This window comes from Enterococcus sp. DIV0008 (assembly GCF_050542615.1).
Classification (GTDB): Bacteria; Bacillota; Bacilli; order Lactobacillales; family Enterococcaceae; genus Enterococcus_D; species Enterococcus_D innesii.
In genome coordinates, this window is record NZ_CP172937.1 from 3,100,387 (window position 1) to 3,113,675 (window position 13,289).

General features: G+C 44.7%; 11 protein-coding genes. 1 reads left to right on the forward strand and 10 read right to left on the reverse strand.

From position 1 onward, the window contains the following. Nucleotides 1-2: 2 nt before the first annotated feature. The 4 genes from phnE (IGI84_RS14645) to IGI84_RS14660 form a co-directional block, all read right to left on the reverse strand. Entirely contained in the window at nt 3-785 is a 783-nt protein-coding gene (gene phnE, locus IGI84_RS14645) for a phosphonate ABC transporter, permease protein PhnE (RefSeq protein ID WP_220426990.1), read from the reverse strand. Next, on the reverse strand, nt 782-1,561 hold the full coding sequence (gene phnE, locus IGI84_RS14650; RefSeq protein WP_010748971.1) for a phosphonate ABC transporter, permease protein PhnE: 780 nt from the start codon (nt 1,559-1,561) through the stop codon (nt 782-784). Before phnE (IGI84_RS14650) ends, phnE (IGI84_RS14645) begins: the two co-directional genes overlap by 4 nt. Beyond that, nucleotides 1,533-2,324 (reverse strand): phosphonate ABC transporter ATP-binding protein, encoded by a 792-nt coding sequence (gene phnC / locus IGI84_RS14655; RefSeq protein WP_005230661.1) that lies wholly within the window; start codon nt 2,322-2,324, stop codon nt 1,533-1,535. Before phnC ends, phnE (IGI84_RS14650) begins: the two co-directional genes overlap by 29 nt. Before the next feature lie 160 nt (nt 2,325-2,484). Continuing rightward, a complete protein-coding gene (locus IGI84_RS14660) occupies nt 2,485-3,417 on the reverse strand; it encodes a phosphate/phosphite/phosphonate ABC transporter substrate-binding protein (protein ID WP_016620312.1) in 933 nt (310 codons plus the stop codon). Nucleotides 3,418-3,613: 196 nt separating this feature from the next. On the opposite strand from IGI84_RS14660, the gene IGI84_RS14665 reads away from it, so the two are divergent. After that, nucleotides 3,614-4,285, forward strand: coding sequence for a cyclic nucleotide-binding domain-containing protein (locus tag IGI84_RS14665; RefSeq protein ID WP_005233292.1), 672 nt, complete (start codon nt 3,614-3,616; stop codon nt 4,283-4,285). Nucleotides 4,286-4,472: 187 nt separating this feature from the next. Here the strand turns inward: IGI84_RS14665 and IGI84_RS14670 are convergent, their stop codons facing one another. From IGI84_RS14670 to IGI84_RS14695, 6 genes are all read right to left on the reverse strand, one after another. Beyond that, the gene (locus tag IGI84_RS14670) at nt 4,473-6,344 is read right to left on the reverse strand and encodes a beta-glucoside-specific PTS transporter subunit IIABC (RefSeq protein WP_430600476.1); all 1,872 of its coding nucleotides are present in this window, start codon (nt 6,342-6,344) and stop codon (nt 4,473-4,475) included. A 137-nt stretch (nt 6,345-6,481) separates the two neighbouring features. Further along, nucleotides 6,482-7,324: a BglG family transcription antiterminator LicT gene (gene licT / locus IGI84_RS14675; RefSeq protein WP_005233287.1), complete on the reverse strand. Its 843-nt coding sequence runs from the start codon at nt 7,322-7,324 to the stop codon at nt 6,482-6,484. A 277-nt stretch (nt 7,325-7,601) separates the two neighbouring features. Further along, nucleotides 7,602-8,507, reverse strand: coding sequence for an EamA family transporter RarD (gene rarD, locus IGI84_RS14680; RefSeq protein ID WP_194195626.1), 906 nt, complete (start codon nt 8,505-8,507; stop codon nt 7,602-7,604). A 323-nt stretch (nt 8,508-8,830) separates the two neighbouring features. After that, nucleotides 8,831-11,446 (reverse strand): calcium-translocating P-type ATPase, PMCA-type, encoded by a 2,616-nt coding sequence (locus IGI84_RS14685; protein ID WP_220426987.1) that lies wholly within the window; start codon nt 11,444-11,446, stop codon nt 8,831-8,833. Between the two features lie 146 nt (nt 11,447-11,592). Then, on the reverse strand, nt 11,593-11,940 hold the full coding sequence (locus tag IGI84_RS14690) for a 2-dehydro-3-deoxyphosphogluconate aldolase (protein WP_194195628.1): 348 nt from the start codon (nt 11,938-11,940) through the stop codon (nt 11,593-11,595). Between the two features lie 35 nt (nt 11,941-11,975). After that, nucleotides 11,976-13,259 carry an SLC13 family permease gene (locus tag IGI84_RS14695; RefSeq protein ID WP_151196040.1) on the reverse strand — a complete coding sequence of 428 codons (1,284 nt, stop codon included), beginning with the start codon at nt 13,257-13,259 and terminating at the stop codon, nt 11,976-11,978. Nucleotides 13,260-13,289: the final 30 nt, after the last annotated feature.

Here is a 13,289-nt window from a genome sequence, read left to right on the forward strand (position 1 = left end):
GTTTATCTCAATTTCTTTCTGATGATTCCAGTCAACTGGTCTAATAAGAAGACGGTCACAACGACGCCCAACAAAATAATACTTACCTTGCTCCAGGTTCTGGTTTGAATAGCAAAAATCAATGGTGCACCGATCCCGCCAGCACCGACTAATCCTAATGTTGCCGCACTGCGGACCGCAATTTCAAAATGATTCAATGCAAAGGAACTATAGATGGGTGCTAAATAAGGGACCCGCACGAAAAACATCGTCTGCCAAAAGTTGGCACCAACTGCTTGCATCTCTTCCGTCAAGCGCTCATCCATGGCTTCCATTTCTTCGGTAAACAACTTGCCCAGCATACCGATCTGGTGGACACCGATCGCCATAACCCCAGCGAAAGGTCCCGGACCTACCACACGGACAAAAATAATCGCATAAACTAGCTCTGGAAATGCCCGCAAGATATTGCAGATCATTTTGCCGGCCTTCGCGACCCACGGCGCAGAAGCCCATAGGTTGGCGGCACTCAGCAAAGTCACCGGTATCGCACAGACTGTTGCGATCATCGTTCCTAGACAAGCGATGCCGATCGTCAGTAACAATAAGCTCCACAGATCCTCCCCGCTACCGTCGTAAAAGAAAGACCAGTCTGGCTGACTCAACCCTTGCAGGACATCTCTTCCCATCGCTAAGGAAAAAGTACTCAATCCGGAATAATCCAGCGTCGCTGCGGATAATACCAGTAAGATAGCAAAGAGTCCCCATAATAGCCAAGTCGTTTTCTTCACTTCTCTGATCATCATAGGAATGACCTCCTTACCCGCTCACTGAGAAAATCAACGATCGCTACCGTCAGCAAAATCGTCAAGATAATGATCGAGACCCGCTCATAATTCAACAATGCCAATGAGGCGTTCAAGATGACCCCGATCCCGCCGGCACCAACATACCCTAACACCGTCGAAGCTCGAACATTGACTTCAAAGGCATAAAAAGTATAGCTGGCAAACTGGCTGATGACTTGAGGAATGATCGCCCAAACGGTCACTTGAAATTTATTCGCTCCTACCGCCGCTGCTGCTTCGATTGGCGCAAAATCAATGGTTTCGATCGCTTGGAACATCAGCTGTGAAACCATACCAAAGGTAAAGACCGCGATGGTCAAAACACCAGTGGCTTCACCGATCCCAAAAATCGCTACGAACAATGCCGCCAACAATAGGTTGGGAATCGTCCGCACCAGCCCTAAGAGAAAACGCATCGGCACCGAGACCCAACGGCTTTCTGTCACGACTGTCGTCGCCAACAGACTCACCGGTATTGCTGCGACTACTCCTAAAACAGTGCCTAAAAAGGACATCTGCAATGTCTTGATCAAGGGCATCATCAGTTGCGGTAAATAACTAAAATCCGGATGCAAAAATCGAGCCATGAAAGCCGTCATCTGGCTGCGATTCGACCACACTTGGGCAAAATCAGCCCCCGTGATCCAGGCACTGCTTTGAAAAAAGAGCAGCAATAAAAGAACCAGCAGCAGGTGCTTGTACCAATTAAAATGAACTGTTTCTTTCAGTTTCATCGATTTCTCCTGCCTTTTCTTCAAAAATTGCTTTGCCATAGATTTGTTCTAAACGCTGATCTGTCAAAGCGGCTGCGTTGCCGTCAAAAACGATCGCACCTGCTTTTAAGGCAATGATCCTTGTCGCATACTGACGAGCCAAGGGAATCGAATGCAGATTGATGACAATCGTTTTGCCCATTTCTTGATTGATCTTCTTCAGATCCTCCATCACTTTCTCTGTCGTGATGGGATCTAGTGATGCCACGGGTTCATCAGCTAAAATCACCGGCGCTTGTTGAACCAAGGCACGGGCGATGGATACTCGCTGCTGTTGACCACCACTCAACTGGTCGCTTCTCGTTTGCAGTTTGTCTGACAAGCCGACAGTCGCTAGCGCTTCTTTCGTTCTTTCGTAGTCTTCTTTCGTAAACAACCCTAAAATACTTTTCCATGTCCCGTAATACCCCAAACGACCAGATAGCACATTCTTTTGGACAGTACTACGTTTGACCAAATTGAAGCTTTGCGAGATCAATCCGATTTGTCGACGAATCAAGCGCAATTCTTTTTTATTGGCTTTCGTGACTGATTTGCCGTCTACCCGAATATCTCCTTCAGTGATTGGCACTAAGCGATTGATCGAGCGCAGAAAGGTACTCTTACCAGCACCACTCAAACCAATGATTGCCACAAATTCTCCTTGTTCAATCGTTACATCTATGTTCTGTAATCCTTTGACCCCATTTGGGTAGACTTTGGATACATTCTCAAAAGTTATCATCTGTTTTCTCCATTATGTAGGGACCGCGGCAAAGTTTCCCCAATCGGTCACGGTCTATTTCACTAAAAAATGCACTGGTACTGCGTATTCCACCTATTCCCCTAGTAAATCGCTGCACATCTCCGTGTCCCGTTATCCTTCTACCGCAATCCCTGATTTTTTACTCTGCTGCTCGTTGTGTATAATCGCGAATGGTATCGTAAGCAGAATCTGCTGCTTCTTCATACCCTTGGTGTCCCCACAAGCTCATTGCTTCGGCACCCTCTTCATCATCTGCCATGTTCAAGAACACTTCTTTAATCTGCTCTTTTAGTTCAGCATCCATCGTCGGTTGAACGGCAATGGCGTCATTCGGGATGTCCCCTTCGGTTAAGTAAAGAACTTTTAGATCTTCGAATAAATCGTTATCTGGGAAGCTTGACGCAAAGACATTCCGTGCCCCTTGAAACACAAAGGCGGCATCCATCTGACCATTCAAGACTGCAGTGATCTCACTTGGAATATCGTTCACCGTCGTTAATGTAGCATCCGTCGTTGGATCAACTCCTGCATCTTTCAACTCGGCAACTGGGTAAATATAGCCGCTGGCAGAGTTCGGACTCAATGTAGCGATTTTTTTCCCTTTTAAGTCCGTCAATTCTGTCATATCGCTATCCGCACGAACCAAGATCTCCCCTTTGAAGGTATTGGTTTTTTCCCCTTCTAATGGCAAGCCGGTCTCTGGATCATAGGCACCTAATTGAGAAGTCAAAATCGCTTCGGCTGCATCCATGTCTTTGGCCTGAACATAAGCGGCTGGCGGCATGATTCCTAAATCAACTTGTCCAGAAGCCATGGCTTCAACGATCGTCGAATAATCCGTTGCTAACGTTACTTCTACTTCACGGTCTAATTTTTTTGATAAATACTCAGCAAACGGTTTTGCTTTGGCTTGCATCGAGCCGTCATTATTGGTCGGCACGAATTGTACCACCAGCTTTTCTTTTTCGGCTGCGGCACTGCTGTCGCTGCTGCTGCTCCCATTCCCACAGCCGGTCAATGCGGCAACTAACGCAATTCCTAACATTCCTTTAACAATTCGTTTCAATGGCATTTTTTCTCCTCCTAATGGTTTGACGCTTTCTTACATTCAAATCATACCAAGTATCCCGTCAAAATGAAGTGACACATGTCCTATTTTACCTTATTTTTACATACAATTTACATTAGATTTTATTTATCGTTCGTGTTGAGTCAAAAGGGGAACTAAGCTATACTTAAAGAAAACCATTCAGGAGTGGCTGATTTCCATGAAAAAAATCGATGATACCGCACGCCTCAGTAATTACATTGACACATACGATCTGCAATCTTATATGGACAATGATTTGTTAGCGATGGCCACTTTGCATTCCTTTGAAAAAGAAGAGCACCTGATTCGAACGGGTACGCCTTCTGAATACTTGTATTTTCTCGTAGAAGGAACCGTGATGGTCTATTCTTTCTCTTCGGATACCCAAACGATTTGTATTGATTACGCCAAGCCGGCTGCACCTTTAGGGGAAGCTTCCTCTTTGTGGGAACTCTTGCCAAAAAGCAGTGTCAAAGCCGCTTCTGCTTGCGTCTGCGTCTGCATCCCTTTGAATCGCTACCGCAGCACCTTGCAACAAGACGTCCGCTTTTTGCAAACCATCTGTCAGTTGCTCAGTTCCCGCTTGAATTCGGGGATCAACTTAGCGAATTCATTGACGGAACCTGTAGAGACACGGTTGGCCAAATTTATTCTTGCCCATCAAGAAAATCAACACTTTTCCTTTCAGTTGACCACCTGTGCCGCAATCTTGAATGTCAGCTATCGCCACCTGCTACGAACCTTTACCAGCTTTCGGGAAGACAAGCTGATCGAAAAACAAAAACAGGGCTATGCAATTCTCGATTTCCCCGCTTTAGAGTCGCTTGCCGAAAATTTAAGCCATGTGTAGGGAGCAGTCCCCAAGAATGTTCGGGTTTTCCCTGAGTAGGCATTCCTGATGTTGGTCTTGCTCTTAACTCGCGCTGTGACAAGCGTTTGCTACCATGTCAGGCAAGCGAGAAGGGCAACTGCGCCTTATTTTCTTACAAAAAACCCGATCCTTGCTGATATTCAGTCGAGGATCGGGTTTCTTTTGCTTATTTTACGATGGCTAAGAAGTCTTCTCCTTGCAAGACATCGGTTTGATTCATATCCATCACATCTAAATATTGCGGGGTATTCGTCACAACGATTGGTGTGATCGCGGATAAGCCGGCTGCTTTGATCGTATCTAGATCAAATTTCACTAACAAATCACCGCGTTTGACTTGATCGTCTTGTTTAATAAAGACCTCAAAGCCTTTGCCATCTAGTTCCACGGTATCCATACCAATATGCATCAAGACTTCTGCTCCATCCGTGGTGGTCAAACCAACGGCATGGCCGGTAGGAAAGAGCGTCGTGATGGTGCCATCTGCCGGCGCATACAAAGCCCCGATGGTCGGTTCGATGGCGATGCCTTTTCCTAATGCACCAGAAGAAAAGACTTGGTCTTTGACTTCTGCTAAGGGAACCACTTTGCCTTCTAACGGACTGCTGAGGATCACACGTTCTTTAGACGAACTATCTGTGGGTGTAACTGGCTCTTTTGCCGGTGCTGCACTGGCATCGGTTGCTGGCTGATCTTCAAAACGTAAGAAGAAGGTCAAGACAAACGCTGCGCCAAAAGCGATAGCCGTGCCGATGGAAGCTGCGATCAGACCACTTAGATCTTTCGTATCTTGTGGGATAAAGGACGGCAGACTTAGTAAGCTGACTAACCCAAAGGTATAGTTTTCGACTTGGCTGAAGCCGATGAAGGCTCCCCCGATGGCACCACTGATACACGCGGCGATAAATGGTTTTTTCAAAGGCAAGGTTACCCCATACACCGTCGGTTCTGTGATCCCAAAAATTGAGGTGATCGTTGAAGAAAGGGCCAACCCTTTCAGTTTCACATTTTTTGTCATAAAGAATACTGCTAGCGCTGCACCCCCTTGAGAAAGGACAGCTGGCAACAGCATCGGCACCATCGTATCGACACCGGTTTGACTGAGATTCAACATCATGATCGGTACAAAGCCCCAGTGCATGCCAAACATCACAAAGACTTGCCATAAACCACCCATGACAGCCCCGGCGATCAGTGGGCTAAAGTGGTAAATGCTGTCGTAAGCACTACCTAACAAGTTTCCTAAAATCGTTCCTAGTGGACCGACGACAATAAAGGTCAATGGCGCCATGATCAAGAAGACCGCTAAAGGCACACAGATGATCTGTAAGAAGCTAGGAATGACTTTTTTAAAGAAACGCTCCACATAGCTTTGTAAAAAGACCGCTAAAATAATCGGAATGACGGAAGACATATAAGCACTCGCACCAATAATGACCGGTAAGCCTAGGAAACTCAACGTTTGTCCTGCCAAAGCGGTAATGTTTGGATGAACCAATGCCATCGCTAAGGAAACCGCTAGAAATTCATTGGTACGAAACTTCTTCGCTGCAGTAAAAGCCAACATCACTGGTAAATAGGTAAATAACCCATCGGCAATCGCATACAATACAGTGTAGACACCAGAATCAGCTGCCAGCCAATTCAAGGTGACTGCCAGCGTCAAGAATCCTTTTAAGACCCCGGCACCTGCCATTGCGCCTAAAAACGGCGTGAAGATCGACGAAATAATATCCACCAGTTGATTCAACAGGTTGCCTTTGTCGCCTTTGCTGTCTGCTTCGCCATCGAAGTTCGCTACTCCATTCAATTCACGATAAACATCGCTGACATGACTGCCGATCACCACTTGGTATTGTCCGCCGCTTTGAACGACTTGGATCACGTCGTCGTCTTGATTCAAGCGTGCCGTATCCGCTTTGTTCTCATCTTTTAATTTGAAACGCAAGCGGGTCGCACAATGCACCACGCTGTTGACATTTTCTTTTCCACCCACCGCATCGAGGACGCGAACGGCAATTTCTTTATTTGAACTCATTTTTTCAACACTCCTTTTTTAATAAAAAAACCCAGATTGAAAAAACGACCGTCCAACGAGTCTTTTCCTCGCTGACTGTTGTCTTTTCAATCTGGGTATTGCCTGCCTGACAGTAACAATCCGTTAATGATTGAATGTTAATTGGTTTGATCATTGACGACACGTTCGATATGGATCGTTAAGTAGATCATTTCTGATTCACCGATCGATTTGTCGTAGGTTTTGATCAAATATTCGTTGATCCGTTGGACCGTTTGAAACGCTTTAGGGTACTTCGATTGCACAAGGGCAAATAAAAATTCATCTTTTTCCCCCGAAAGTTCATCGCTTAAATAGCGCTGCGCAAAATACTGCAAATGCGTGGTGATCCGTTGATAATTCAAGGAATCTGGGTTAAAGACTCGTCCATAAAAGCGACTGATGATCGCCAGTACGTCACGTACGATCTCTACCGCTTGCATCGTGGTTTCCATCGTACCATTGGCTTGTTCGCTATTGACGATATGAAAGGCGATAAAGCCAATTTCCGATTCCGGCAATGAAATCCCGAAGACTTTTTCAAAATAAGCAACGGCATCTGCTGCAACCGCATACTCTTTCGGATAAAATTTGCGGGTCTCAAACAACAATGGATTCGGCAGCTCAATGCCTTCACGTGCCCGAACAAGCGCATAATGGATATGATCGGTCAGTGTCAAATAAATATTTGGCGACAGCTCGATCCCCAATGACGCTTCTGCATCATCCACCACCTGCTTGACGGCTTCGACTTCTTCCACAGGAATGTCTGAAAACAATTGCTGAAACTGATTTGCGGTAAACGTATCCTTTAACACAAATTCTTTTTCGACAAAGGCTTCATCCACGGGATCGCCGACCTTCTTCTTAAACGCAATGCCACGACCCATATAGATCACTTCCTGACCGGCATCATTGGTCGAGATGACGACATTATTATTTAATATTTTCCCAATAACCATCGTTTTCCCTCACTCCAAAATAAAAAAACCTAGAATCTCCCCATTAGCGCGCTACGGTCAATTCTGGTTTTGCCTGCCGAACAGTAACAATCCTTGTAACTGAAAGAATAATAACACACCCCTGTGGCAGATGCAACCCTTTTCAATCAGAATTTCTGCAACGTGCTTTTCCTTTGTTATACCATTGAACAATTCTCCTTGCAACATCCTTCACTATCTAAATTGAGTTGTTTTTTAATAAAAAAGGAACGGCCCAGTTGCAGCCATTCCTGATCTATCAGAGTTGCTTTCTTTGCTGTCCCATGCGCCGCTCTTTCATCGCCGTGCCTAACGTGCCATAGGTGAAGACCGCGATCCCCAGCCAAATAAACGCAAAGGCGGAAAATTGGGCCAGTGAATAGGTTTCGTGAAACAAAAAGATGGCCAACAAAAGCATGATCGTCGGGTTGACGTATTGAATAAACCCAAGCGTAATGTAAGAAACATTTTTCGCGGCTTCCGCAAACAGCAACAGCGGAATAGCCGTCACGATCCCGGCACCCATCAATAAGAGATTGGTTTGCAAGGGATAATTCATAAAGCCGACGGTTGAAAATCCTAAAATATACACGAGCGCAAAGGGGAAAATCACCATCGTTTCGATCGTTAACCCAGTAACCGAACTAATGGGGATCCTTTTTTTGATCAAGCCATACGTACTAAAGGAAAAGGCCATGATCAGTGAGGCATAAGGAATCGTTCCTGTTTGGATCGATAATAAGATTACCCCGATACTTGCCAGCAGACACGCCAGCATGCCAGTACGACTAAGACGTTCCTTCAAAAAAACGGTTGCTAACAAGACATTGACTAGCGGATTGATGTAATAGCCTAAGCTGGCTTGCATCACGTGGCCCGCACTCACCGCGAAGATAAAAGTGAACCAGTTGATGGAGATCAGCACAGACGCTAAAACGATCAGTCCAGCAAATGCTTTGTTCTTCCACAGCAGACGCGCTTCTTGTAAAAATTGCGTTTTCTTCCCGGAAAGCACGATAAACAACACCATAAAAACAAAGGACCACAAGATTCGGTAGCACATCGTTGCTAACGGCGAAACCCCAACGATTATTTTCCAATATAGTGTGACCAAGCCCCACAAGACATAGGCAGACAACCCAAAATAAACGCCTTTATTCTTCATTTTCTCCCTGATTTTTTTCCATGAAAGCAAGTCTTTCCTGAAAAAAAATACTCCTCCTAAACCATAAGTTATCTTATTATATCGAATTTTTTGGTTTTTCATAGAGTTTCATGAAATAAATCAAGAACATCTGCCATTGGGCGGTTCCAACGCGTATAGCTCTTTCTCCATGCACAGAATTTTTTTAGCATATTGCTGTCCATATAAACTGAGCTTCATTCGCAAGCAGACGGCCAGTTGGGTTTTTCTTAGGAACGAAACAATGTCCCCTCTCTGATTAACTCCTTAGAGAAGGGACCCAACTTTTTATCTTCTAGGGAAATTTACTTAGCAACAGCTGTCTGCACTTCCTTAAAACGAAAAACTTTAGAAATCTCACTAACGATCAGCGGAATCAGTGATAACAAGATGACAATCGTCCATTCAACGCCTGTCAGGCTTTGCACCTTGAAAATATCTTGCAGGAATGGAATAAACAATACAGCTAATTGCAAGACCAAGCTGACCAGAAATGCTTTATTCATTGCACTATTTGAGAAAATTCCAATTCGGAAGATAGAGCGTGTTTCACTGCGAACAGCAAAAGCTCGCGTCAGTTCACCAAAAACTAAAGTGGCAAAAGCCATTGTATTTGCCGTACCATCTGCGATGGTTGGATCAGACAAGACATATTCTCCCAGCCAGTATGCAGCTAATGTGATTGCCCCTACCAACACACCGTAAAAAATCATATTTGCGGCAAAACCGTCTGCAAAAATACTTTTTCGGGAATCTCGTGGTTTTTGTTGCATGACACCTGGCTCAACGGGCTCCATCCCTAAGGCTAATGCAGGGAGTGAGTCTGTGACAAGATTCAACCAAAGCAGTTGGATCGCAACTAGCGGCATTTGATGGAAATTGAGTGCGGTAGCAACAAAGATCGTGATGATTTCCCCAATATTACAACTCAGCAGATATTGGATAGACTTTTTAATGTTGGCATAAATCCCTCGCCCTTGTTCTACTGCATGAACGATCGTGGCAAAATTGTCATCCGTCAAGATCATATCGGCTGCACCTTTAGCTACATCGGTTCCTGTGATTCCCATCGCACAGCCGATATCCGCAGCTTTTAGTGCTGGGGCATCATTCACCCCGTCGCCTGTCATCGCAACGACCATTCCTTTTGCTTGCCAAGCCTTGACAATCCGCATCTTATGTTCAGGCGAAACCCGTGCATAAACAGAATAGTTGCCTACTTCTTCCTCCAAAATCTCTTGCGGGACCAGATCCAGCTCTGTACCCGTCATCGCTCGATCACCTGGTCGATAAATAGCTAATTCTTTGGCGATCGCAACCGCCGTCAACTTGTGATCCCCTGTGATCATGACTGGTCGGATTCCCGCCTCATAACACTGTGCGACTGCTTCTTTGACTTCTTGACGCGGAGGATCAATCATTCCTGCTAAACCAACAAAAGTCAGCTCACTTTCGATGTCCTCTGTCTTTAAATCTTGTGGAATTTCAGCGATATCTTTGTAAGCAGCCCCTAGAACTCGTAAAGCTTTTGATGCCATCTCAGCATTCTTCGCAGATATTTGTTCCGCGTCTGTCTCTGAAAGTAGACATCGATTCAGCAAAACATCAGGGGCACCTTTCACCATTACCCGAAAGCCCTGTTCTGTTTGATGGATGGTGCTCATCAATTTACGCTCTGAATCGAAAGGGATTTCTGCCCTTCGCGGAAATTTTGCTTCCAGTTCATTTTTGTCCAGCTTTTCTTCATAGGCTTTCGTTACAAAAGCTGTTTCGGTAGGATCCCCGGATACTTGAAATTCACTAGAACCGCTGCTGACTAGTTTAGAGTCATTGCACAGTGCCCCGATCGTCAACAACCTGTCGACTGTATGGTCATCATAAAGGAAAGTTTCTACGATCGTCATTTTGTTTTGGGTCAATGTCCCGGTCTTATCGCTGCAGATCACTGAAGCTGCACCAAGGGTCTCAACTGCCGGCAGTTTTTTAACGATTGCGTGTCGCTTGACTAGCCGCTGCACACCTAGCGCCAAAACAATCGTTACAATTGCAGCCAATCCTTCCGGAATCGCAGCTACCCCCAGCGAGACTGCCATCATAAAAATATCCAAAATCGGGCGACCGTACAAGATCCCGACAATAAACATTAAAATGCAGATTCCTAAACAGATCATCGATAGCAGTTTTGAGATTTCAGCCATTTTACGCTGTAACGGAGTGATGTTCTCGTCTTCGGAGATCAGTAAGTTCGCGATTCTTCCGACCTCTGTTTTCATCCCCGTATTCGTTACTACGCACACAGCACGGCCATTTGTAATAACCGTTGAGGAAATCAGCATGTTTTTGCGATCAGCTAGAACCGTCTCTTGCGGCAGTCCTTCCAGCGCTTTTTTATTAACAGGAACAGATTCCCCCGTCATAGCTGACTCATCTGCCTTTAAGTTCGCTGCTGAAAGGATTCTGACATCTGCCGGTACCAAGTCTCCGGCTTCCAACTCAATAATATCTCCCGGCACTAGTGATGCGGTATCTACTTGTTCTCGTTTTCCGTCCCGAATCACTTTTGCTAATGGTGCTGACATCTTTTGCAAAGCCTCTAAAGATTTATTGGCATTATTTTCTTGCGAAATCGAAATGATGGCATTGATCACAACAATCAGCAATATGATCACTGACTCGATCCAATCTTCAAATCCGCTAGCAGCATAGGATAAAAATGCTGCAATCAACAAAACGATGATCATCGGATCTTTTAATTGATCGATCACTTTTTTTAATAGACTATCGCCCTTTTTGGCTTCTAATTCATTTCTGCCGAAAGACTGCAGCCGCTGTTGCGCTTCTTGAGTGGATAATCCAGTTTTTTCATTGGTATCCAATGCACGCAAAACTTCTTCTTTCCTTTGAGTAAACCATAAGTCCATTGTCTTCAACTCCTCTTTGATTACCGCTGTTTCCTTTCTTTTTCGGCCGCCCTACTTTGAACTTATTAAAAAACGTCATAGCAGAATGTAGATTCAGCCTGCTATGACTTTCACTTGACCAGAAAAGAAAATCGAAAAAGAACGTCTTATTTTCTTAAAATGTGGATAGCAAATCCACCAAACTCATCTGCTAAATAAATATTTTTCAGTTTGTTTTCTTCATCGTAGGCTGCTGTATCCATATTAAACACCAGGCCTTTTGCTTCAAGTTCCGCAACAGCACTCTCCAAATCAGCTGTACGCATGGCGATATGACCGTTTGTTCCTAAAAAAGGTGCCTTCATACATTCAAAATAATCGCCAGCAAACTCTGATTTTTGTCCATGACGGGGGATTAGATTAAAAATCATGCTCAGTTGTTTCGCAAGCTCTTGTGCTTGTGTTTCATTTGCAGTATTGATACCGATGTGTTCTAATTCAAAATTGTTTTCCATTTTCTACACCTCATTCAAAGTAGTTTTTTGCCCTCTTACATTGGGAACATTAAGATCGATCCGACAGTCAAGAAGACCAGTCGAATAAAGTATTGCGGAACGGTAAACTTCCAAAATTGAACCGCCGTGTACTTTCCAGTACCTAATATCATCGCGGGCATACCATCAATCGGTAAGAAATGGCCACACCAGCCAGAGATGACGATAGCACAAGCAGCAGCAGTCGGATCCAATCCTAAACTTGTACAAGTAGCAATTGCCAACGGCGTAAAGACGTAAACCGTACCGATTGTCGAACCAGTCAACGTCGCTAATAGACTGGTCAGAACACAAAAGGCAAAAATCATCACGAAAGGGTTCACGTTTGTACCCAGCATATCTGCTACAGTCGTTCCGACTAAATTCGTTAAACCAGTACTTCCCAGAGCATCAGCAACACCGATGACCCCCGCAGACATTAAGATGATTGGCGCACTGATCGCATCTCGAATTTCTTTGAAATCCAAAACACCGATCAGTAAAATCACTGCAACGGATAGACCGGCCATCGCATACCCTGCATCCCCAATTTGACTTTGCAACAGCATACCAACAACAGCAAACACAAATACACCATAGGTAGTCAATTCTTTCCATCGTGGCAGTTGCGAAGCAGGTACCTGCCCATCATTTGACACCACTGCTTGCGAGTCTTCTGATGTCGGATGGTCAGGAAGAAACTTATATTGGATGATACAGTTGAGTAAGAAGCCGATCGACAAAAATAAATTGACAATTGCAAATTTAAAGACAGAAACTTCCGCCATGATCCCTGCAGCATTTAACACAGCAATGACGATGCCATACTGCAACGCTGTATTAAAAGGAATCAAGGGGTGATTAGTAGCAAAACCGGCAGTCATAATGACTTTTGACGGCGGCAATTTTTTTGAATAGGGCAACGTGGACAACAACCCCAATGTCAGTACATAATACGCAGTTGATCCCGTCCCAAACAAACTGCCACCTAACATCACGACAAGAATGATCAAAAGATAGGATTTGAAGCCGCCTTTGTTGGCCATGGAAAACATCGCTTTTTTAAAGACGACGATGAAGCTAGTCTTCTCCAATGCGGCGATGATGGCCATAAACTCCGCCAACATGATGATCGTTGAATTTGAGAAACCCGCAAAGGCACCTTTGATATCTGTAATACCGAAAATAACTAATAATAAACAAGCAAATAAGGGCGCCGCCCCGAAGGGAATTTTTTCAATCATGATCAAAATAATCATGACTACGGTAATAGCTAGTGCAGTCATCATTTGAATAGTCATAACATCCTCCTAATTTTTAATTTTGCTGCA